This is a genomic window from Streptomyces sp. NPDC058284, assembly GCF_042881135.1.
In the GTDB taxonomy this organism is placed as follows: domain Bacteria; phylum Actinomycetota; class Actinomycetes; order Streptomycetales; family Streptomycetaceae; genus Streptomyces.
The window spans coordinates 1-22,409 of sequence record NZ_JBHVYE010000028.1 but is presented as its reverse complement, the minus strand read 5'-3'; the positions used below and the strand labels follow the sequence as shown (position 1 = coordinate 22,409).

19 protein-coding genes are annotated in these 22,409 nt (G+C 72.1%); 13 read left to right on the top strand and 6 right to left on the bottom strand.

What is annotated here, in order from left to right; all coding sequences use genetic code 11:
• The first annotated feature begins 78 nt into the window (after positions 1–78).
• Both ACFVYR_RS30320 and ACFVYR_RS30315 read left to right on the top strand, forming a co-directional pair.
• Complete coding sequence (locus ACFVYR_RS30320) at positions 79–1,206, top strand: NAD(P)H-dependent flavin oxidoreductase (protein ID WP_384256327.1); 1,128 nt, start codon at positions 79–81, stop codon at positions 1,204–1,206.
• A complete protein-coding gene (locus ACFVYR_RS30315; RefSeq protein ID WP_384256329.1) occupies positions 1,203–2,771 on the top strand; it encodes an acyl-CoA synthetase in 1,569 nt (522 codons plus the stop codon). The genes ACFVYR_RS30320 and ACFVYR_RS30315 overlap by 4 nt, the downstream gene beginning before the upstream one ends.
• A gap of 50 nt (positions 2,772–2,821) precedes the next feature.
• Here the strand turns inward: ACFVYR_RS30315 and ACFVYR_RS30310 are convergent, their stop codons facing one another.
• Entirely contained in the window at positions 2,822–5,233 is a 2,412-nt protein-coding gene (locus ACFVYR_RS30310) for a penicillin acylase family protein (protein WP_384256332.1), read from the bottom strand.
• Between the two features lie 106 nt (positions 5,234–5,339).
• Between ACFVYR_RS30310 and ACFVYR_RS30305 the strand changes: the two genes are divergently transcribed.
• A complete protein-coding gene (locus tag ACFVYR_RS30305; RefSeq protein ID WP_384256334.1) occupies positions 5,340–6,854 on the top strand; it encodes an acyl-CoA synthetase in 1,515 nt (504 codons plus the stop codon).
• A 71-nt stretch (positions 6,855–6,925) separates the two neighbouring features.
• Here ACFVYR_RS30305 and ACFVYR_RS30300 read toward each other — a convergent pair whose 3' ends face one another.
• Complete coding sequence (locus ACFVYR_RS30300; RefSeq protein ID WP_384256336.1) at positions 6,926–7,294, bottom strand: helix-turn-helix transcriptional regulator; 369 nt, start codon at positions 7,292–7,294, stop codon at positions 6,926–6,928.
• Between the two features lie 128 nt (positions 7,295–7,422).
• Between ACFVYR_RS30300 and ACFVYR_RS30295 the strand changes: the two genes are divergently transcribed.
• Entirely contained in the window at positions 7,423–8,313 is an 891-nt protein-coding gene (locus tag ACFVYR_RS30295) for an ANTAR domain-containing protein (protein ID WP_384256338.1), read from the top strand.
• A gap of 79 nt (positions 8,314–8,392) precedes the next feature.
• Here ACFVYR_RS30295 and paaK read toward each other — a convergent pair whose 3' ends face one another.
• The gene (paaK, locus tag ACFVYR_RS30290) at positions 8,393–9,676 is read right to left on the bottom strand and encodes a phenylacetate--CoA ligase PaaK (protein WP_384256379.1); all 1,284 of its coding nucleotides are present in this window, start codon (positions 9,674–9,676) and stop codon (positions 8,393–8,395) included.
• Between the two features lie 211 nt (positions 9,677–9,887).
• Here paaK and ACFVYR_RS30285 point away from each other — a divergent pair, with 211 nt between their 5' ends.
• Complete coding sequence (locus tag ACFVYR_RS30285; RefSeq protein ID WP_384256340.1) at positions 9,888–10,733, top strand: alpha/beta fold hydrolase; 846 nt, start codon at positions 9,888–9,890, stop codon at positions 10,731–10,733.
• 163 nt (positions 10,734–10,896) lie between these two features.
• Positions 10,897–11,526, top strand: coding sequence for a chorismate mutase (locus ACFVYR_RS30280; protein WP_384256342.1), 630 nt, complete (start codon positions 10,897–10,899; stop codon positions 11,524–11,526).
• On the opposite strand, the gene ACFVYR_RS30275 is transcribed toward ACFVYR_RS30280, so the two are convergent.
• Entirely contained in the window at positions 11,509–12,159 is a 651-nt protein-coding gene (locus ACFVYR_RS30275; RefSeq protein ID WP_384256345.1) for a YitT family protein, read from the bottom strand. The two genes, ACFVYR_RS30280 and ACFVYR_RS30275, sit on opposite strands and share 18 nt — an antisense overlap.
• Positions 12,160–12,304: 145 nt before the next feature.
• Here ACFVYR_RS30275 and ACFVYR_RS30270 point away from each other — a divergent pair, with 145 nt between their 5' ends.
• Complete coding sequence (locus tag ACFVYR_RS30270; RefSeq protein ID WP_384256347.1) at positions 12,305–13,816, top strand: PLP-dependent aminotransferase family protein; 1,512 nt, start codon at positions 12,305–12,307, stop codon at positions 13,814–13,816.
• A 55-nt stretch (positions 13,817–13,871) separates the two neighbouring features.
• Here ACFVYR_RS30270 and ACFVYR_RS30265 read toward each other — a convergent pair whose 3' ends face one another.
• Positions 13,872–14,936, bottom strand: coding sequence for a YncE family protein (locus ACFVYR_RS30265; RefSeq protein ID WP_384256349.1), 1,065 nt, complete (start codon positions 14,934–14,936; stop codon positions 13,872–13,874).
• Positions 14,937–15,107: 171 nt separating this feature from the next.
• Here ACFVYR_RS30265 and ACFVYR_RS30260 point away from each other — a divergent pair, with 171 nt between their 5' ends.
• On the top strand, positions 15,108–15,995 hold the full coding sequence (locus tag ACFVYR_RS30260; RefSeq protein WP_384256381.1) for a LysR family transcriptional regulator: 888 nt from the start codon (positions 15,108–15,110) through the stop codon (positions 15,993–15,995).
• Between the two features lie 59 nt (positions 15,996–16,054).
• On the opposite strand, the gene ACFVYR_RS30255 is transcribed toward ACFVYR_RS30260, so the two are convergent.
• Complete coding sequence (locus ACFVYR_RS30255; protein ID WP_384256351.1) at positions 16,055–17,668, bottom strand: acyl-CoA synthetase; 1,614 nt, start codon at positions 17,666–17,668, stop codon at positions 16,055–16,057.
• Positions 17,669–17,878: 210 nt separating this feature from the next.
• On the opposite strand from ACFVYR_RS30255, the gene ACFVYR_RS30250 reads away from it, so the two are divergent.
• From ACFVYR_RS30250 to ACFVYR_RS30230, 5 genes are all read left to right on the top strand, one after another.
• Positions 17,879–18,679, top strand: coding sequence for a crotonase/enoyl-CoA hydratase family protein (locus tag ACFVYR_RS30250; RefSeq protein ID WP_384256353.1), 801 nt, complete (start codon positions 17,879–17,881; stop codon positions 18,677–18,679).
• Positions 18,680–18,776: 97 nt separating this feature from the next.
• Positions 18,777–19,751, top strand: coding sequence for a Zn-ribbon domain-containing OB-fold protein (locus ACFVYR_RS30245; protein ID WP_384256356.1), 975 nt, complete (start codon positions 18,777–18,779; stop codon positions 19,749–19,751).
• Positions 19,751–20,830, top strand: a complete 1,080-nt coding sequence (locus ACFVYR_RS30240; protein WP_384256358.1) for a thiolase domain-containing protein — start codon at positions 19,751–19,753, stop codon at positions 20,828–20,830. Before ACFVYR_RS30245 ends, ACFVYR_RS30240 begins: the two co-directional genes overlap by 1 nt.
• Positions 20,827–22,020, top strand: a complete 1,194-nt coding sequence (locus tag ACFVYR_RS30235; protein ID WP_384256361.1) for a thiolase domain-containing protein — start codon at positions 20,827–20,829, stop codon at positions 22,018–22,020. The genes ACFVYR_RS30240 and ACFVYR_RS30235 overlap by 4 nt, the downstream gene beginning before the upstream one ends.
• A gap of 107 nt (positions 22,021–22,127) precedes the next feature.
• Entirely contained in the window at positions 22,128–22,370 is a 243-nt protein-coding gene (locus ACFVYR_RS30230) for a DUF397 domain-containing protein (protein WP_384256363.1), read from the top strand.
• Positions 22,371–22,409 lie beyond the last annotated feature (39 nt).

Genomic DNA, 22,409 nt, shown 5'->3' with positions numbered 1-22,409 from the left:
GAAGGGAGCGGCGCGAAAATCTGACGCCGCATCAGAAAAGGTCTTCCCTCGGGCAGTGTGCTGCGGCATCCTGCGCCCATGCAGACGGAGTTGAGCAGGAGACTGGGAGTCGAGCACGCCATTTTCGGCTTCACGCCCTTCCCCGCGGTGGCCGCCGCCATCAGCAGGGCGGGCGGATTCGGGGTGCTCGGTGCGGTCCGCTACACCGAGCCCGACGAACTGGCCAGAGACCTCGACTGGATGCAGGAGCACGTGGACGGCAAGCCCTACGGGCTCGATGTCGTCATGCCCGCGAAGAAGGCCGAGGCCGAGGACGGGCACGCGCTCACGGAGGCCGACGTCGAGGCGATGATCCCGGAGGGGCACCGGCAGTTCGTCAGGGACACCCTCGCCAAGCACGGCGTACCCGAGCTCTCCGAGGGCGAGGCGTCCGGCTGGCGCATCACCGGCTGGATGGAGCAGGTCGCCCGCAACCAGCTCGACGTCGCCTTCGACTACCCCATCAAACTCCTCGCCAACGCACTCGGTTCACCGCCGGCCGACGTCATCCGGCGCGCCCACGACCACGACATCCTCGTGGCCGCCCTCGCGGGCAGCGCCCGGCACGCGCGCAAGCACGCGGAAGCAGGCATCGACATCGTCGTGGCCCAGGGGTACGAGGCGGGCGGCCACACCGGCGAGATCGCCTCCATGGTGCTCACCCCCGAGGCCGTCGACGCGGTGGCGCCGCTGCCGGTGCTCGCCGCCGGTGGCATCGGCAGCGGACAGCAGATCGCGGCGGCGCTCGCACTCGGCGCGCAGGGCGTCTGGCTCGGCTCCCTGTGGCTCACCACGACGGAGGCCGACCTCCACTCGGCCGCCCTCACCCGCAAACTGCTCGCCGCCGGTTCCGGCGACACGGTCCGCTCCCGCGCCCTGACCGGCAAACCCGCCCGCCAGCTGCGTACGCGCTGGACCGACGCCTGGGACGATCCGCAGGGCCCGGGGCCGCTGCCGATGCCGCTGCAGGGGCTGCTGGTAGCCGAGGCCGTCTCGCGCATCCAGAAGTACGAGGTGCAGGAGCTGCTCGGCACCCCGGTCGGCCAGATCGTCGGCCGGATGAACAGCGAACGCAGCGTCAGGGCCGTCTTCGACGATCTGACGCGCGGCTTCGAACAGGCCGTCGACCGTGTCATCCGCATCGCGGAAAGGGGAAGCCGGCCGTGAGCGCAGCGTCAGTTCCGAGCACACCCCCCAACGGCTTCTGGGCCCAGGCCTCGGCCGACCCCGGCCGCACCGTCCTCGTCACGCCCGAGGGCGAACGGTGGACGGCGGGACGGCTGCACGCCGCCGTCAACCAGCTGGTGCACGGGCTGCGCGCGGCGGGCCTGGAACGCGGCGACGCGTTCGCCGTCGTGCTGCCCAACGGCGTGGAGTTCCTCACCGCGTACCTCGCCGCGTCACAGGCCGGCTTCTACCTCGTGCCCGTCAACCACCACCTGGTGGGACCCGAGATCGCCTGGATCGTCGCCGACTCCGGCGCCAAGGTCCTGATCGCCCACGAGAGGTACGCCGACGCGGCCGTGGCGGCGGCCGACGAGGCGGGCCTCGCGGCGAGCCACCGCTACGCCGTCGGGAACGTGCCGGGCTTCCGCCCCTACCGCCAACTTCTCGACGGGCGGCCCGAGTCGCCTCCGTCCGGCCGCACGCTCGGCTGGGTCATGAACTACACCTCGGGCACGACCGGCCGACCCCGCGGCATCCGCCGCCCGCTGTCGGGCAAGCTCCCCGAGGAGTCCTACCTCGGCGGCTTCCTCGGCATCTTCGGGATCAAGCCCTTCGACGGCAACGTCCACCTCGTCTGCTCACCGCTCTACCACACCGCGGTCCTGCAGTTCGCGGGCGCCGCCCTGCACATCGGCCATCCGCTGGTCCTCATGGACAAGTGGACGCCCGAGGAGATGCTCCGCCTCATCGACACGCACCGCTGCACGCACACCCACATGGTGCCGACCCAGTTCCACCGGCTGCTCGCGCTGCCGGACGCCACGAAGGCCGCGTACGACGTGTCCTCGATGCGGCACGCCATCCACGGCGCCGCGCCCTGCCCCGACCACGTCAAGCGCGCCATGATCGAGTGGTGGGGCAACTGCGTCGAGGAGTACTACGCGGCCAGTGAGGGCGGCGGCGCCTTCGCCACCGCGCAGGAGTGGCTGAAGAAGCCGGGGACGGTCGGAAAGGCCTGGCCCATCAGCGAGTTGGCGGTCTTCGACGACGACGGGAACCGCCTCTCGCCGGGCGAACTCGGCACCGTCTACATGAAGATGTCCACCGGCGGCTTCTCCTATCACAAGGACGAGTCGAAGACGAAGAAGAACCGCATCGGCGACTTCTTCACCGTCGGCGACCTCGGTCTGCTGGACGAGGACGGATACCTCTTCCTGCGCGACCGCAAGATCGACATGATCATCTCTGGCGGTGTCAACATCTACCCCGCCGAGATCGAGTCCGCGCTGCTCACCCACCCCGCGGTCGCCGACGCCGCCGCGTTCGGCATTCCGCACGAGGACTGGGGCGAGGAGGTCAAGGCCGTCGTCGAGGTCGCCGAGGGCAGGACCGCCGACGACGCGCTCGCCGCCGAGATCCTCGGCCACTGCCAGGAGCGCCTCGCGGGCTACAAGCGGCCGAAGAGCGTCGACTTCATCGAGACGATGCCGCGCGACCCCAACGGCAAGCTGTACAAGCGGCGGTTGCGCGAGCCGTACTGGGAGGGCCGGGAGCGGGTGCTGTGAGGGGTGGGGCACGGGGCGGGCCGACTGCCTTCCCGTGCCCCCCGACAGCCTCAGCCGCGCCCGCGCACCCGCACCACCTCCAGTGCCGGGTCGCCGAGGATGTCCTTCTCGCAGAAGCGTGACGTCACCCAGCGCTCCTTGGAGAACAGCTTCGTCTGGTCGCTGTAGTGCGGTGAACGGGGGTTGGAGGACTGGGAGTACGTCAGGAGCGTACGGGCCTCGGGGCAGCGGCCGGCGTTCCAGCCGACCGCCTGGATGTGGCTCGACCCGTGCAGGACCTCGGTGTACCCCTTCCCGGCGTCCCAGTTGGCCTCGACCTTGTTCCAGACGCCGAGGGACTCCGTGCCGCCGGAGACCGGGATGCGCCCGCCGCCGCGCACCACGTACTGGTTCTCACCCAGGGGCGCGTCCAGGGCGATGCCCGCCGCGTTCAGCTCCGTCACCGCGTCGGCCAGCGCGGTCGGGAAGCCCGGCTGCGCTGTGTCGAGGGTGTTCGGGGTGCGCACCGGGTCGGCCGCCGAGAACGGCACCTTCCACAGTCGCGCGTTCGGCACGGCCGCCGTCAACTTCCGCCAGAAGCGGTCGAAGAGCAGGGCGCCGCGGCTGCCGGTGTCCATGGTGTGGTCCCAGCGGGCCAGGACGTCACAGGCCGCGCGTACGTCAACCGCCCTGCCGTCGCTGCCGGGTGCTGTCCCACCGGGCAGTGCGGCGCAGGCCTTCGCCGTGTCGCCCGCCGCGAGATCCGCCGCGGGCACGCGGTTCGCGAACTGCTGGCGTTGCAGGTCGCGGACGGTCAGGCCGCCCCTCTCCGCCATCGCCGACACATCCTCGATGCCTCCACGCGTGCGCATCGAGCGCTGCGTGCCGATCGTGCCGAAGATCCGCTCGTACCCCGTGAGCGGCTTGTCGGCGTTGGTCAGCCAGGCGCTGTCGTTGGAGTTCTCCGCGTACGGGGCGTCCCTGAGGGTCGGCATCCGTGAGGGCCCGAAGATGCCGGGCTGCACCGCGTCCTTGTCGGAGCCGAGCGCGCAGGCGCCCCGCGAGCCGTCGAGGACGGCTACGCCCGACGCCGGATAGGTGACCTTGCCCAGCGCGGTGCTGCAGCGCTCGGCCAGCTCGTCGGTGATGCGGGGGAGCACCTGGGACTGGCTGAGCAGCGAGTGGCCGTGGCGATCGGCGGCGACGGTGTTCACCCAGGGCAGCCCCTGGGTGTCGCGCAGGGACTTGAGGACGCCCGCGGTGGAGCGCGCCCTGCCGAAGCCGAGGTCGGTGTCGCTGCCGCGCAGATTGACGGCGTTCGGGTCGTTCAGCGCGTACGCGGTGGTCGAGGACCAGGGCAGTGGCAGCTGGGGGCCGAGGGCGGTGACGACGGGGCCGTAGCGGGTCCACCACTGGGTGCGGGTCACCGGTGCTCCGTCCTTCACCGCCACCGTGACCGTACGCTTCGTCATCTTGTGCCGCTTGCCGTCCACCAGATAGGTGGTCGGGTCGCCCGGGGCCAGCGTCAGCTGGTGCAGGTTGAGGGTGACGCCGGTCGCGACCGTGTGGCTCCACGCCACGTCGCCGTTGAAGCCGATGTTGACCACGCTCGTGCCGAGCAACGACCCGCCGGACACGTTCAGTTCGCCCGGTATGGTCTGCTGCGACTGCCAGAAGCGGCGCCCGCCCTGCCAGGGGTAGTGCGGGTTGCCGAGCAGCAGCCCCCTGCCGTTCGCGGTGGTCTCTCCGCCGAACGCGACGGCGTTGGAACCCATGTCCGCGTCCTGCGTGGAGAACAGCTCGCGGGCCGCCTTCGCGGTACGCCCGGGATCGGCCGTCCGGTTCTTCCCGCTCGCCGTACCGGGCGGCGCGGCGGCCGTAATGCCGTCGATCCCGCGCCCCTGCCCGCCGAGCACCTGCACGGCGAACCCCTGCCGCGCCACGTCGAGAGCGGTGATCGGGCGCACCCAGTCGGCCTTCGCGCAGGCCGGGTCGGTGACGCGGTTCTGCTTCAGCCACGCGTTGTAGCCGGCGGCGAAGCCGCGCATCAGCTCCTTGGACCGCCTGCCGGGACCGGCGGGGGCCGGCTGGTCAAGCAGCTTCTCCACGGTCCCGGCCTCCCGTACGCCGCGGAAGTACAGGTCGCTGGCGAGGTTCGTGGACGCGGACGACAGCGCGCCACCGGGGGATGCGTCCGGGCCGAAGTGCCGCGAGCGCTCGCCGCGCACGGTCACGTAGCCGTCGGCGAGCGTGCACACCTGGTCGGCCGCCTGGGCCCAGCCGGTGCCGAAACCGAGGTTCTCGTAGTCCTCGGCGAGGATGTGCGGAATGCCGTACTCGGTGTAGCGGATGGTGGCGTGCAGGCCGCCGCCGGAGGGGCGGGCGTCCCGGGGCGCCGCCCCCGCGCCGGACGCGGGCAGCAGGGCCGCCGCCGTCAGCAGGGTGATTCCCACGGCCGCCGTGCGTCTTGTGCGGATGCGCATCGTGCCTCCCAACTGGGGTCAGGGAAGAAGCGGTTGAGCGTACCAAGCGGTTGGTCATCTGCGTGTTCCCTTGACCGGGAGATGTGCGGGACACAGGATCGGCGCCATGACGGGCGCCGGGGGCAACAGAGTCGATGCCGTACTCGCGCGCAGCGCGCGCCGCACACCGGGGCGCGTGGCGCTCCGCTACAAGGAGCGGAGCTGGACGTACCGCGAACTGGACGACGCGGTGACCGAGGCAGCCGCCTTCCTCCTCGACGAAGGGCTGGAGCACGGCGCCCGCGTCGGCGCCTACGGCCACAACTCCGACGCCTACCTGATCGGCTTCCTGGCCTGCTCCCGCGCGGGCCTGGTCCATGTGCCGATCAACCACAACCTCACCGGCGAGGACCTGCGCTACATCGTCGAGCAGTCGGGCAGCGCCCTCGTCCTCGCCGACCCGGTGGTGCGACAGCGGCTGCCCGGCTCCACGCGGGTCCTGGCGCTGCGCGACGACACGGGCTCGCTCCTGGAGCGCAGCCGACGGCGCGAGGGGGGCGGCGGGCATCTCATCGTGGGCGGTGACGACGGCGGCGAACTGGCCCAACTGCTCTACACGTCGGGCACGACGGCACTCCCCAAGGGCGCCATGCTGTCCCACCGCGCCCTCGTGCACGAGTACGCCAGCGCCATCGCCGCCCTGGACCTCAAGGAGACGGACAAGCCCGTCCACGCGCTGCCGCTCTACCACTCGGCCCAGATGCACGTCTTCCTCATGCCCTACCTCGCCGTCGGCGCCGAGAACACCCTGCTCGACAGCCCCGACGCCGAGCGGATCTTCGAGCTGGTGGAGGCGGGGCGCGCCGACAGCCTCTTCGCGCCGCCCACCGTCTGGATCGGCCTCTCGCGCCACCCCGGATTCGCCACCCGTGACCTCGGGGCGCTGCGCAAGGCCTACTACGGGGCGTCGGTCATGCCGGTGCCGGTCCTGGAGAGGCTGCGGTCCAGGCTGCCGGGGCTCGGCTTCTACAACTGCTTCGGGCAGAGCGAGATCGGCCCGCTCGCCACCGTCCTCGGGCCCGGCGAGCACGAGGGGCGGATGGATTCCTGCGGGCGGCCCGTCCTGTTCGTCGAGGCGCGCGTCGTCGACGAACGCGGCCGCGAGGTGCCGGACGGCACCCCGGGCGAAGTCGTCTACCGCTCACCGCAATTGTGCGACGGCTACTGGAACAAGCCCGAGGAGACCGCGCAGGCGTTCCGCGACGGCTGGTTCCACTCGGGCGACCTCGCCGTGCGGGACGCCGAGGGCTACTTCACCGTCGTCGACCGGCTCAAGGACGTCATCAACTCCGGGGGAGTCCTCATCGCGTCGCGACAGGTCGAGGAGGTGCTGTACGAGCACGCGGGCGTCGCGGAGGCGGCGGTGATCGGCCTGCCGGACGAGCGCTGGATCGAGGCGGTCACCGCCGTCGTCGTACGCGCGGACAGCGAGCTCACCGAGGCCGGGCTCATCGCCCACGCGCGCGGGCGGCTCGCCCACTTCAAGGCGCCGAAGAGGGTCCTGTTCGTGGACGAACTGCCGCGCAACGCCAGCGGCAAGATCCTCAAGAGGGAGCTGCGGGACCGGTTCGCGGCGAGCTGACGGCGGGCGCGGCCCGGACCTGCCTCCGTCCCGGCCCGCCGCCCCAGTCCTGCGCCCCGGCCCCGTCGCCGTCAGGCTCTGGCGTGGTCCCGCTCGCCGTTCCCGGACTGCCCGGGGCTCTCGGGCGTGGGGGACCGGTCGGCTTCGTCGCGGGCGAGCAGGGAGAGCAGCGAGGCGACCGCGAGGCCGGACTCGGCGGGGTGGCGCAGCACCTTGCCGGGGTCGATCCGGTACGTGTTGGTGCGCCCCTCCTTGGTGTGGGAGAGGTAACCGTCCCGCTCCAGGTCTCCGATGATCTTCTGCACGGAGCGTTCCGTGAGTCTGCAGTGGGCGGCGATATCGCGGATGCGGGCGTTGTGGTTGTCGGCGATGGCCGCCAGCACTCGCGCGTGGTTGGTGAGAAACGTCCATCCGGTGTGTGGCTCGGGCACTCCATCCATGCGGCAACTCTAGGACGTAACATACGTGCTTTCAAAAACACGTACTATGTTTCCGGTATTGATTGACGTGCATATGAGGTTGCGGGCAGCCTGGTGGCGGCGGTAGGCAACGAGGAGAGGAAGAGGACATGCCGGAGCCGGTGTTCTCTCAGAACTCCCTGAGGGGAGAGGGAAGTGACCACAGCCGCACAGCGGTGCCCCTTCCGGCGCCGCCGTCGTCGCTGTCCCCGTCGGCACCGGCCGACGCCGCGCCGGGCGGCGGCAGGAGGAGCCTGGCGCTGCGGGGCGATCTCGACCTCGACGCCGGCCGGCACCTCAGGTCCGAGCTGTACCTCGCCCTCAGCAACGCGGCCCACGGTCTCGACCTGGACCTGGGCGAAGTGGACTTCTGCGACTGCTCCGGCCTCAACCTCCTGCTGGGCCTGCGCCACCAGGCGATGAAGCAGGGCAAGACGGTCCTCATCGCCACCAGCAGCCCCGCGGTGGAGCGTCTGCTCGACCTCACCGGCACCCGCGAGCTGTTCAGGGCCGCCCATCAGGAGGCGGCCACCTGCCACGAGGGGGCCACCTGCCACGAGGGGGCCGGGGACCCACCGTCCCCGGCCGTCGACGCGGCGAAGCAGCACGAGGAGGCCGACGAAGCGGCGCAGCGGCACGCGGAGACCGACGAGGATCTGCACACCGTGGTGGCGCAGTTGCGCCGGGCCATGGAGACCCGGCCGACCATCGACCTCGCCCGCGGCATCCTGATGTCGTCCTTCAACCTGAGCCCCGAGGCGGCCTGGGAGGTCCTGGTCACCGCCTCCCAGAACACCAACACCAAGCTGCACCTCCTGGCCGACGACGTGGTGGGGACCGTGAAGGGCGACGCCCTGCCCGCGCCCATGCGCAAGCAGCTCGAGGCCGCGGTCGCCAAGACGAACACGGCACGCGCCGCACCGCCCTCGAAGCCGAAGCCGAAGCTGAAGCCGGCCCCGGTCGCCCCCGAGCCCGGACCGTGCCCGCCACCGGACGCGTAGCCCGAGCCCGCCGGTGCGGGGCCGCCCTCGGACAGCCGACTCCGCCGCCCCGCCGCTCACTCGGGCCTGCGGACCGCTCTCAGCCCCGCAGATCCACGATGCGCCTGAACTTGCCCATCGACCGCTCAAGCGTCTCCGGATCGACGATCTCCACACCGACCGATACGCCGATCCCGTCCTTCACCGCCGCCGCGATCTCCCGGGCCGCGGCATCCCGGCGGGCGGACGGCGTGTCCGCGCGCGCCTCGGCCCGCACCGTCAGGGCGTCCATCCGCCCCTCGCGCGTCAGAAGCAGCTGGAAGTGCGGGGCGATGCCCGCCGTACGCAGCACGATCTCCTCGATCTGGGTGGGGAAGAGATTGATGCCCCGCAGGATCACCATGTCGTCGCTGCGGCCCGTCACCCTCTCCATCCGGCGGAAGATCCGCGCCGTGCCGGGCAGGAGCCGCGTCAAGTCCCGTGTCCGGTAACGGATCACGGGCATGGCCTCCTTGGTGAGCGCCGTGAACACCAGCTCGCCGCGCTCGCCGTCCGGCAGCGGCTCGCCCGTGATCGGGTCCACGACCTCGGGGTAGAAGTGGTCCTCCCAGATGTGCAGCCCGTCCTTGGTCTCCACGCACTCCTGCGCCACCCCGGGGCCGATCACCTCCGAGAGCCCGTATATGTCCACCGCGTCGATCGCGAAGCGCTCCTCGATCTCGCGCCGCATCTCCTCCGTCCACGGCTCCGCGCCGAAGATGCCGACACGCAGGGACGTCGTACGGGGATCGACGCCCTGCCGCTCGAACTCCTCCAGGAGGGTGAGCATGTACGACGGGGTCACCATGATGATCTCGGGGCGGAAGTCCTGGATCAGCCGCACCTGGCGCGCGGTCATGCCGCCGGAGGCCGGGATCACCGTGCACCCCAGTCGCTCCGCGCCGTAGTGGGCGCCGAGGCCGCCGGTGAACAGGCCGTAGCCGTACGCCACATGGACCTTGTCGCCGGGACGCCCGCCCGCGGCGCGGATCGAGCGCGCCACCACGTCCGCCCACATGGAGAGGTCCTGCTCCGTGTACCCGACGACCGTCGGCAGCCCCGTCGTGCCGCTCGATGCGTGCAGCCTGCGCACCTCCGACTGCTCCACCGCGAACATGCCGAAGGGGTAGTTGGCCCGCAGGTCGTCCTTGGTCGTGAAGGGGAAGCGCGCGAGGTCGCGGAGGGAGCGGCAGTCGTCCGGCCGCAGCCCGGCCTTGTCGAACGCCGCCCGGTAGAACGGGACGTTCTCGTACGCGTGCAGCAGGGTGTCCTGGAGGCGTTCGAGCTGCAGGGCCGCGAGCTGGCGGGGGACGAGCCGTTCCGCCGCGTCGAGCAGTAGCGGCATACGCGTCATGGGGAGAGCTCCCGTCCTGAACGGGCGACCGATCATTCGGTCGTCGATCTTCTGTCCAGCTCAGTAATCCAGGCCCGGCAGTGGGCGTCAAGAGATCTCGCACCACTGCTTTGAGCTGGGGCGCAAGGGCATGGGCCACCGTCATGGGCCACGCCGACAACCGCGTTGCCCGCACGTGGCACCGGATGTGATGATCACCCCCATGCCGACCTTCAGCGCGTACGACGGGACAGAGCTCGCCTACCACGAGAAGGGGGAGGGCGAGCCGCTGCTGTGCGTCCCGGGCGGCCCCATGCGCGCCTCCGTCTACCTCGGTGATCTCGGCGGCCTCACCGCACACCGCCGCCTGATCCTGCTCGACCTGCGCGGTACGGGCGACTCCGCGGTGCCGGACGACCCGGCGACGTACCGCTGCGACCGGCTCGTCGACGACGTCGAGGCACTGCGCGAGCACCTCGGGCTCGACCGGATCGACGTGCTCGGCCACTCCGCGGGCGGCGACGTCGCCACGCTGTACGCGGCCCGCCACCCGAAGCGGATCCGCAACCTCGTCCTCGTCACCCCCGCCACGCTGGCCGTCGGCGGCATCGTGACCGCCGAGGACCGCAGTGAGGCGGCCGCGCTGCGCAAGGGCGAGCCCTGGTACCCGGCGGTCGAGACCGCGCTGCGGGAGATCGCCGAGACCGGTGCGCCCAGCGCCGGCTGGGAGGTCATCGGGCCGCTCATGTACGGCCGGTGGGACGACCGCGCGCAGGCGCACCGGGCGCAGAGTGCGGCGCAGAAGAACGCGGCGGCATCCGAGGTGTACTACGGCGAGGCTTCCTTCGACCCGCCCGCGACGCGTGCAGCTCTGGCCGACATGACGGCTCCCGTCCTCGTCCTCGCGGGCGCCTACGACGGTGGACCCAGCCCGGCGCGCGCGGCGGAGCTCGCGGAACTCTTCCCCAACGGCGTGTGCCAAGTACAGCCGGAGGGCGGGCACTTCCCGTGGCTCGACGACCCGGAGTGGTTCACGCGACGGGTGGCGGGGTTCCTCGCGCAGGACTGACGGGCCGGCGGGGGAGACCGGCTCCGGTTGCCGCATTGCCGCATTGCCGCATTTCCGGGGGCGCGGGGCGCGGATCGTCGCAGGTGTGGGTCCTGCTCGTACGATGACCGCCGACCGCGCGCGGTCACCGTACGTTCGCCACCGACCCCCCGGGGGAACCGTCGTGCGCTTCACCACTCCCACTCGCCGCCTGCTCACCGCCGGTACGCTGACCGGCGCCCTGCTCACGGGCGGCGGTCTCGCCGTCGCGGCGCCCGCGCGACCGGCCGAGGCCGCCGGACCCCCGGCGGCCACCGCGCCCGCGGGCCCCTACGCCCAACTCCGGCCCCTCGCCGCCCTGTCCGCGCGGCGCCTGGCCACCGCCGACCTCGTCGCCGCGGCCAAGTACGGCACGGACAGCCCGATCGACGACCCGGCCCGTGAGCGGCAGGTCTTGGAGGCGGTGGCCCGGCAGGCGGCCGAGGCCGGTGCGGACCCGGCGGCGACCGTGCGCATCTTCCGCGACCAGATCGAGGCCAACAAGGTCGTCCAGCGGGGGCTGTTCCGGCGCTGGGACGCCGATCCGTCCAAGGCCCCGAAGGAGCGGCCCGACCTCGGCGAGATCCGCGAGAGGATCAACCGCGTCAACGGCGAGCTGGTACGGGCCGTCGCCGCGTCCCCGGGCGCGCGGACGGCGCCGTACTGCGGGGGCGTCCTGACCGCCGCGGCCGCGCACGTGCGGCACGAGGACCGGCTCGACCTCCTGCACGCCGTCGCCCTCGCCCGTGCGCTCGGCTCAGTCTGCGCGGACTGAGGCCCGCGGTGTGTCACGGGGGCTGCGGTAGGCGAACCACGGCATGCAGTACTGGGTGACGCTGCCGACGGCGACGGCGTACAGCACGGTGCCGACGCCCACGGTCCCGCCGAGCAGCCGACCGACGGCGAGCACGGCGAGTTCGATGACGGTGCGGACCAGCCGCAGCGAATGACCGGTGACGGCGGACGCGCCGGTCATCAGCCCGTCCCGGGGCCCTGGGCCGAAGCGCGCGCCGACGTAGACGGCCACGGAAAGGCCGTTGAGGACGACCCCGCCGACGAGCAGGCCGACACGGGCGGGCAGGCCGAGGCCCTCGGGCAGCACGAGCAGTCCGACGTCGGAGGAGACGGCCAGGACGGCGATGTTGGCGACGGTGCCGAGCGTCGGCCGCTGCTTCAGCGGAATCCACAGCAGCAGGACGAGTACCCCGAGGACCGCGCTGATCGCGCCGAAACTGAATGGCGTACGGCGTGCGAGCCCCTCGTACAGGACGCTCCACGGATTGACGCCGAGCGCCGCCCGGACCAGGACCGAGAGGCTGAAGCCGTACAGGGCGAGGCCGAGGAGCAGTTGGGGCAGCCGTCTCGACGGGCGTTCGCGGACCGGGACGTACGAGATGTTCTGCCGCATGCGAGTAGTGCCTCCGTGCCGGTGTGCTGAGGGGCGCTGCCTGTGGCCGCGACAGGGCGGCCCGTGGCTGCACGTGTTCAAAGCCATTGCGGCCACTCTGTAGAGTCATTGGCCCGGACAACACAGCCAATCCGAGGAGAATGGTGTGGTCGAGGCGGACGCTGTGGTCGAGGCGGACCCGGAGCGGCCCCTGCGGGAGGCGGCGGGGCGCACGGGCCGGACGCTGGGCAGCGGGCAACTCGCCGCGATGCTGCCCGACCCGGCCGGCATGCGGCCCGCCTACCGCCACCTCGCCCGCACGATCGGCGAGCTGATCCTGGACGGCCGCATCGCCCTGCACGTCAGACTCCCCGCCGAACGCGACCTGGCCACCGCCCTCGGCACCAGCAGGACCACCGTCACCGCCGTGTACGACCTGCTGCGCGAGAGCGGCTACGCCCACAGCAGACAGGGCGCGGGCACCTGGACGACCCTGCCCGAGGGCCGCGCCCCGAGCGGTGTACGGCGGCTCCTCGCGGCCGAGGACACCGCGATCGACCTGGCCAGAGCCGCCCCCGGCCTGCCGGAGCGGGAGCTCGCCGATGCCCTTGCCAGGGTCGCCCCGCAGCTCACGGCGCACGCGCACACTCCCGGCTACCACCCCTACGGGCTGCCCGAACTGCGGGCCGCCGTCGCCGAGCGCTACACCCGGCGGGGCCTGGCCACCGTGCCCGAGCAGATCCTGGTGACCTCCGGCGCCCAGCACGCCCTGACCCTCGTCCTGGCCCTCCTGTGCCGGGCGGGCGACCGCGTCCTGACCGAGAACCCGTCGTACCCCAACGCCCTGGAGGCCATGCGCCGCGGCCGGCTCCGAACACTGTCGGTGCCCGTGACCGAAGAGGGCTGGGAGATCGCCCTCGTCGAGGCGGCCTTCCGGCAGACGGTGCCGCAACTCGCCTATGTCATCCCGGACTTCCACAACCCGACCGGTTGCCTCATGCCCGAGGACGAACGAGGCCGGGTGCTGCGCGCCGCCCAGCGGTCCGGCTCCTGGCTCGTCGTCGACGAGACCCTCGCCGAGCTCGCCCTCGACGCGCCCGCGCCGCCGCCCTTCGCCTCGCACGCCGCGCCGGGCGGCGCCGGGCAGCTCATCACCGTCGGCTCCATGAGCAAGACCCACTGGGCGGGCCTGCGCATCGGCTGGCTGCGGGCCCCCGCGCGGCTCGTCACCGAACTCGCGGGGCAGCGGGTCGCCACCGACATGGGTGGCTCGGTCCTCGACCAGCTCCTCGCCCTGGACCTCCTCGCCCGGGCCGACGACCTCCTGCCGGCCCGCCTTGAACAGCTGCGCGCGGGGCGCGCCGCGCTCGCCGCCGCCCTGACCGAACACCTTCCCCGGTGGGGTTGGCGCCTGCCGCCCGGCGGCCTGTCACTCTGGGTCGACCTGGGGGAGCCGGTCGGATCGTGGCTGGCCGAGCGGGCTCTCGCGCACGGGGTACGGATCGAGAGCGGTTCCTGTTTCGCCACCGACCCGGGCGTCTTCGAGCAGCGGCTCCGCATCCCGTACACGACGTCGCCCGACACCCTGGGCGAGGCGGTGCGCCGCCTGGCAGCCGCCCTCGCCGACGGACCGGCGCCCTCGTCGGCCGCTGTGGGGCGCCCGCACTGGGTGGCCTGAGAGCCTGTCTTTGAACCCCCGTCGTCCGCGCGAACCAGAAGCGTGACAAGGGCCCTCAGGACGGACGCGGGAGGTAGGCGAGCCCGTGCGCGCCGGGGTCGCCGAGTCTGGCGATGTCCAGCCGGGCCAGGCGCCGCAGTGTCTCCAGGTCGACGAGGTCGACGGTGGACGCGGCGACGCAGGCCACGTAGGCGATCCGGCCGTCGGGGGACGAGGTGATCGTCAGCGGGCCGTTCCCCACCTCGGTCGCGCCGATGCGCTCGTGCGTGGCGGCAGAGAAGATGGTGAGGCGAGCGGCGCGACCGGGCCCGGATTCCGATCCGGCGTCCTTCCGCAGTTCGCCCGCGAGCAGCTTCCCCGTCGACGTCAGATGCACCGGCATGGCGGTGTTCCCCAGCGGCAGGACGTCGACGACGGACGCCGTACGCCCGTCGACGACCCGGATCCCGGGGGCCGGTGACTCCTCTCCGGCGGCGGGGGAGAAGTTGGTGTAGGGCGCGGCCACATAGGCGTGCGCGCTGTCGGGGGAGACGGCGAGGCCCTCACTGCCCGGCACCTCGGCCTTCGCGGCGAGGATGCCCCGTTCGAGATCGACGACCGACACGAACCGCGCGTCCTTGTTGGTGGCGTAGCCCGTCCTGCCCGCCGCGTCGATGGCGAACCAGTGCGGGCCCGGCGCCTGCGTGTCGATCCTGCCGATGGGGCGGCGAGTTCCCGTGTCGATGACCACGACGCCGCCGGGCCGGTCCGCCGAGCCCTCCACGCTGACGTAGAGGCGGCTCCGCGCCATGTCCAGCGCGAGGCCGTGCGGCGCGTGCTCCGGCGCGAGGTCGACGACCTCGACGATGCGGCGCGCGTCGGGGTCGATGACCGTCACCTCGGTGCGCCTGCCGCTGTTCGCGTGGTAGTAGCCCGAGTGGTACGTCGAGGTGCACCACAGCAGCCGCTGCGTCGGATCGAAGCACAGCTCGTGCGGCTGGGCGAGGACTTCCACCGTGCCGAGGCGCCGGTCGGACGCGGCGTCGAAGAACGAGACCGTCGGGCCGCTCTGACTGACCACGGCCAGCACGTCGCCTTCTCGACCGGCACGGGCGGACTGCTGTGCGGCGGGCTGCTGCATGGCGGGCTCCTCAGCGGGGGCGAAGGGACATCACACGGTGTCACGCAAGAACATCGACCCCTCCACTCTCGGCCCGAGCGCGTTCCGCCACAATGCAGGTCTCGGCGGTCAGCCATGGCCGCGGACGCGGTCGCAGACGTGAAAACGCAGCTCAGGAGCCCGAAATTGTCACTGGACCTCAATCTGCTGCGCGTGCTGGACGCCCTGCTCCAGGAGAACAGCGTGACCCGCGCCGCCGAGCGGCTCGGCACGTCGCCCGCGGCCGTCAGCCGTTCGCTGGCCCGTCTGCGCCGGGCCGTCGGCGATCCGCTGCTTGTCCGCGCGGGCCAGCGCATGGTCCCCACCCCGCGCGCCCTGGAGCTCCGCGGTGAGGTGAGCACGCTGCTGCGCGGCTGCGACAACGTCCTGCGCCCCGGTGCCGGCTTCGACGCCGTCCATCTGCGGCGGACCTTCACCGTGCAGGCCACCGACGTGCTCCTCGCGGGCCTCGCCGGAACCCTGACCGACCGGATTCGCGCGCAGGCCCCGCACGTGGACGTGGTCTTCCTGCCGGAGACGGTGGAGGGCGGCCCCGCGCTCCGGCAGGGCTTGGTGGACGTCGAACTGGGCTCACTCGGACACCTGGACCCGGAGATCCGGACCCAGGGGCTCATGCCGATGGCGGTGGTCGCCGTCGCGCGCGGCGGGCACCCCCTCTTCGACGCGCCGATCGACGCCCGTCGCTTCGCCGCCGCCGACCACATCGGCATCTCCCGGCGCGGCAAGCGCCAGGGCCCCATCGACAGCGCGCTCGCCGAGCTCGGCCTGCGGCGCCGGACCGCGGTCGTCGTCCCCAGCCATACGAGCGCGATGATGCTCGCCCGCGACACCGACCTCGTGGCGCTGACCCCGGACGGCTGGCTCCAGGACACCATCGCGGCGCTCGGCCTGCGTACGTTCCCCATCCCTCTCGACCTGGAGCCGATCGACCTCGGAATGGCGTGGCACCCCCGCAACTCGGCGGACCCGGGCCACCGGTGGTTCCGCGACCACTTGGCGGCCGCGGTACTGAACCCCTAGGGCCCTTCTGACGTTCGGCGCAGACCTGTCATGCCTCGCCTCGCGCCGGAACGGAACGCCTACCCGCCCGCCGCCACCGTCTTCGCCCACCGGTAGTCCGCCTTGCCGCTCGGTGAACGCTGGATGAGGTCCGTGAAGACCACGGCCCGCGGGATCTTGTACCCGGCGAGCCGCTCCCGGCAGTGGCTCTGCACCGCCGTCAGGTCCAACGCGGGCGCGCCGTCGCGGAGTTGGATGACGGCGGCCACCCGGCTGCCCCACCGCTCATCGGGCACCCCGGCGACCAGCGCGTCGTACACGTCCGGATGGGACTTCAGGGCCTGCTCGACCTCCTCCGGGTACACCTTCTCGCCGCCCGTGTTGATGCACTGCGAACCGCGTCCGAGCACGGTCACGATGCCGTCCTCGTCGACCGTCGCCATGTCACCGAGCAGCACCCAGCGCTCCCCGCCCTTCTGGAAGAAGGTCTCGGCCGATTTCACCGGGTCGTTGTAGTAGCCGAGCGGCACGTGCCCGCGCTGGGCCAGGCGGCCGGGCTCACCCACCGGGACCGGCTCGTACGTCGCAGGGTCCACCACCTGCGTCCACTCGTTGACCTCCAGGCGGAAGCCCTTCTCCGGGCCCGAGTCGTCCGTCGCCCTGCCGTTGGAACCCGACTCGGAGGAACCGAAGTTGTTCAGGAGCAGGACGTCCGGCACAAGCTCCTGGAACTGGGCGCGCACCGTCTCCGACATGATCGCCCCCGACGAGGAGACGCTGAACAGCGACGACAGGTCCGTGCCCCGCAGCGGGCCGCGCAGCGCGTCGATGAGCGGCCTGAGCATGGCGTCGCCGACGAGGGAGACGCTGGAGACCTTCTCCCGCTCGATGGTGCGCAGCAGCTCCTCGGGGACGTACTTGCGGTGCAGGGCCACGCGCTGCCCGTAGTTGAAGGCGATGAACGACGTCAGCGTCGACGTGCCGTGCATCAGCGGGGGAGCGGGGAAGAAGGTGAGGCCGGGGCCGCCCGCCGCGACCCGCTCGGCCAGTTCCTCGGGCCGCTTCACCGGCTCGCCCGTCGGCTCGCCGCCGAAGAGCCCGGCGAAGAACAGGTCCTCCTGGCGCCACATCACGCCCTTGGGCATGCCTGTCGTGCCGCCGGTGTAGATGATGAACAGGTCGTCGCCGGAGCGGGGACCGAACCCGCGCCCGGGTGAACCCGCGGCCTCCGCGTCGGTGAAGGCCACCACGTCGAGCGGGGGAGCGTCCGCGGGCGGCGCCCCCACCCGCAGCAGGTGCCGCAGCTTCTCCGTGCGCGGCAGCGCCGCCGCCACCAGGTGGGTGAACTCGGCGTCGAAGACGAGCGCGGCGAGATCCGCGTCACGGTAGAGGTAGACCAACTCCTCCTCCACGTAACGGTAGTTTACGTTGACCGGTACGAGGCGCGCCTTGAGGCAGCCGAGGACCGTCTGCAGGTACTCGACGCCGTTGTACAGGTGCAGGCCCAGGTGTTCGCCGGGCTCCAGGCCGCTGTCGATCAGGTGGTGGGCGATGCGGTTGGCGGCCGCGTCGAGCGCGGCATAGGTCAGCCGGCGCTCCGCGCCCGTGCCGGGGTGGTCGATGTAGACGAGCGCCTCGCGGTCGGGGACCACGTCGACGACCGACTCGAACAGGTCGGCAAGGTTGTACTCCACCGCACTCCTCCTGACCCCGGTGCCCACAGTGATGTCGCGCTCGGCGGTCATCAGAGCAGAGCGGCACCCAAGTGGGAAGAGGCCCCGGGCAACAAAACTGACTGGGTGTCAGAAAACTATTGAACTGGCATCGCGGCTACTGCAACCTGTTCCAGGTCCGCAGGCGACAGGCCGCCCGCGCGGTGGCCGTCGAGGGAGGGAGCACGGCACATGGGTGGGACGGAACACCTCTCCGTGCGGCGCGAGGGCGCCACACTGATACTCACACTGAACAGGCCCGACGCGAAGAACGCGCTGTCCCTCGCGATGCTCGTGGGCCTCTACGACGGGTGGCTCGCGGCCGACGAGGACGACGAGGTCCGCTCGGTCGTGCTCACCGGCGCGGGCGGCGCGTTCTGCGCGGGCATGGACCTCAAGGCACTCGCGGGCAAGGGCATGGAGGGCGAGCAGTACCGGGACCGGCTCAAGGCCGACCCCGATCTGCACTGGAAGGCGATGCTGCGCCACCACCGCCCCCGCAAACCCGTCATCGCCGCCGTCGAGGGCTACTGCGTGGCGGGCGGCACGGAGATCCTTCAGGGCACGGACATCCGCGTGGCGGGGGAGTCGGCCACCTTCGGCCTCTTCGAGGTCAGGCGGGGGCTCTTCCCCATCGGCGGCTCCACCGTGCGGCTGCCCCGGCAGATCCCGCGGACGCACGCGCTGGAGATGCTGCTCACCGGACGCCCCTACTCGGCGGCCGAGGCCGCGTCCATCGGCCTCATCGGCCATGTCGTCCCCGACGGCACCGCCCTGGACAAGGCCCTCGTCATCGCCGAACAGATCAACGCCTGTGGGCCACTGGCCGTCGAGGCGGTCAAGGCGTCCGTGTACGAGGCCGCCGAGCTGACGGAGGCGGAGGGGCTCGCCGCCGAGCTGAAGCGGGGGTGGCCGGTCTTCGACACGGCCGACGCGAAGGAGGGCTCCAGAGCCTTCGCGGAGAAGCGGGTCCCCGTGTTCCGGCGCGCGTAGGCCGCTCCTCGGCTGCGGGGCCGTTGTGGCCGGCCGCGCAGTGTCCCGCGCCCCTTGCAAGGCGCGCCCCGTCGTCGTCCGAAACGGAGTTACGGATATGGCATCGGCTACGTCCCCCGATACGTCCCCCGAAGTGCTGCGCGCCCCCCTCGTCCTCGAATTCCCCTTCACCCGCTCCCTCGGACCCGTGCAGAGCGCCTTCCTCACCGGGCTGCGTGAGCGCACCGTGCTCGGGGTGCGCACCGGTGACGGGCGCGTCCTCGTACCGCCCGTCGAGTACGACCCGGTGACGTCACAGGAGATACGTGACCTGGTGGAGGTCGCCGCCACCGGCACCGTCACGACCTGGGCCTGGAACCACGACCCGCGCCGCGGCCAGCCCCTCGACACCCCCTTCGCCTGGGTCCTTGTCAGGCTCGACGGCGCCGACACGGCCCTGCTCCACGCCCTCGACGCGCCGGGCCCCGACGCCGTGCGCACCGGCATGCGGGTCCGGGTCCGCTGGGCCGGCGAACGGGTCGGCGCCATCACGGACATCGCCTGCTTCGAGGTGTACGAAGGCGGCGACGAAGCGGCCGGGCCGAAGCCGCACGACGGCGGGTTCGCGGAACCCGTCACCGGGATCGTCGCACCCGCCCGGCTCGAATACACCTACTCGCCCGGCCGCGCCCAGTCCGCCTACATCCACGCCCTCTCCGACCGCAAGACCGTCGGCGAACGCTGCCCGTCCTGCCGCAAGGTGTACGTACCGCCGCGCGGCGCCTGCCCCACCTGCGGCGTCGCCACGACCGACCGGGTCGAGGTCGGGCCGCGCGGCACCGTCACCACGTACTGCATCGTCAACATCAAGGCGAAGAACCTCGACATCGACGTCCCGTACGTCTACGCGCACATCGCCCTCGACGGCGCCGATCTCGCCCTGCACGCCCGTATCGCCGGCATCCCCTACGACCAGGTCCGCATGGGCCTGCGGGTCGAGCCCGTGTGGACCGAGGGCGGCGGCTACCCGGACCACTACCGGCCGACCGGCGAGCCCGACGCCGACTACGACACGTACAAGGAGCTGGTGTGATGGCGCCCCGCGAGCAGTCCGTGATGCGGCCCGTCCGCGACGTCGCCGTCGTCGCCTTCGGGCAGAGCGACCACCTGCGCACCACCGACGAGGTCTCCGAGGTAGAGATGCTCATGCCGGTGCTGCACCGGGTCCTCGCCGCCACCGGCCTCAAGACCAGCGACATCGGCTTCACCTGCTCGGGATCGTCGGACTACCTCGCGGGCCGCGCCTTCTCCTTCACGATGGCGCTCGACGGGGTCGGTGCCTGGCCGCCGATCTCCGAGTCGCACGTCGAGATGGACGGCGCCTGGGCGCTGTACGAGGCATGGGTGAAGCTCCAGACCGGTGAGGCCGACACCGCGCTCGTCTACTCCTACGGCAAGTCATCGCCGGGATCCGTGCGCGACGTCCTGACCCGGCAGCTCGACCCGTACTACGTCGCCCCGCTCTGGCCCGACTCCGTGGCGCTCGCCGCGCTCCAGGCCCAGGCGCTGATCGACGCGGGCGAGACCGACGAGCCCGCGCTCGCCGGGGTCGCGAGCCGGAGCCGTACCGACGCGGCCGCCAACCCCCACGCGCAGCTGCGGGGTGCGGTCGAGCACGGCGAGTACGCCGTACGCCCCCTGCGCACCGGTGACTGCCCGCCGGTCGGCGACGGGGCCGCCGCCGTGATCCTCGCGGCGGGCGAGCGGGCCCGGGAGCTGTGCGAGCGGCCGGCCTGGATCCGCGGCATCGACCACCGCACCGAGGCGCACGCGCTCGGAGTGCGCGACCTCACCGACTCGCCCTCCACCCGCCTGGCCGCCCAGCGGGCCGGAGTCTTCGAACGGCCCGTCGACACAGCCGAGTTGCACGCGCCCTTCACCTCGCAGGAGGTCGTCCTGCGCAAGGCCCTGGGCCTCGGCGACGAGGTCGCCGTCAACCCGTCCGGCGGCGCGCTCGCCGCCAACCCGGTGATGGCCGCCGGACTCATCAGGATCGGCGAGGCCGCCGCCCGCATCCACCGGGGCGCGTCGGACCGCGCCGTCGCCCACGCCACGTCCGGGCCCTGCCTCCAGCAGAACCTGGTCGCCGTCCTGGAAGGAGACGCACGATGAGCGGTCCGGTGGGCAAGCGGGCGGCGGGCAAGGAACCCGTCGCCGTCGTCGGGATCGGGCAGACCAGGCACGTGGCCGCGCGGCGGGACGTATCGATCGCGGGCCTGGTCCGTGAGGCCGCTCAACAGGCTCTGTCGGACGCTGAGTTGACGTGGGCCGACATCGACGCCGTCGTCATCGGCAAGGCGCCCGACTTCTTCGAGGGCGTCATGATGCCCGAGCTCTACCTCGCCGACGCGCTGGGCGCCGTCGGCAAACCCATGCTCCGCGTGCACACGGCCGGCTCCGTCGGCGGCTCCACGGCGCTGGTCGCCGCCAACCTCGTCGCGGGCCGCGTCCACGGCACCGTACTGACCCTCGCCTTCGAAAAGCAGTCGGAATCGAACGCCATGTGGGGCCTGTCGCTGCCCATCCCCTTCCAGCAGCCGCTGCTCGCCGGGGCGGGCGGCTTCTTCGCGCCGCACGTACGCGCGTACATGCGGCGCACCGGTGCCCCCGACACGGTCGGCTCGCTCGTCGCGTACAAGGACCGCCGCAACGCCCTGAAGAACCCCTACGCGCACCTTCACGAGCACGACATCACCCTGGAGAAGGTCCAGGCCTCACCGATGCTCTGGGACCCGATCCGCTACTCGGAGACCTGCCCGTCCTCCGACGGAGCCTGCGCGATGGTCCTCACCGACCGTGCGGGCGCGGCCCGTTCACCCCGGCCGCCCGCCTGGATGCACGGCGGCGCGATGCGCAGTGAGCCGACCCTCTTCGCGGGCAAGGACTTCGTCTCGCCGCAGGCGGGCAAGGACTGCGCGGCCGACGTCTACCGGCAGGCGGGCATCGCGGACCCGCGCCGGGAGATCGACGCCGTGGAGATGTACGTGCCGTTCTCCTGGTACGAGCCGATGTGGCTGGAGAACCTCGGCTTCGCGGCGGAGGGCGAGGGCTGGAAGCTCACCGAATCCGGTGTGACGGAACTGGACGGCGACCTCCCGGTGAACATGTCGGGCGGCGTCCTCTCGACCAACCCCATCGGCGCCTCCGGCATGATCCGCTTCGCCGAGGCGGCACTTCAGGTGCGCGGACAGGCGGGGGAACACCAAGTCGACGGCGCCCGCAGGGCACTTGGGCACGCCTATGGAGGCGGCGCGCAGTTCTTCTCCATGTGGCTGGTCGGGGCCGAACCGCCCACCACCTGACGGCGCCGGCGCCGCGGACGGACCGAGGTCCTGTCGCCGCGGCCTGTCCGGCGCCCGGAGCGAAAGCTAGGCTGGCGCCGGACGACGCATTCGGGAGGAGCACGGACGTGGCCGACAGCACCACTCAGCAGCATCCGCTCGCGGGCTGGGACAAGCCGGAGCTCGACCTCAGCACGGCGGACTGGCGATCGAGTAGCGAAGGGCGTGGTGATGTGGAGATCGCCTTCGTCGAAGGATTCGTCGCGATGCGCAACGGTGGGCGCCCGGAGAGCCCTTCCCTCATCTTCACCCCGGCGGAGTGGGGCGCCTTCGTGCACGGCGCCCGCGCGGGCGAGTTCGACCTGACGTAGGGCTGCCCGTTCCGTACGGCACAGGGCCCGGCCGCCACC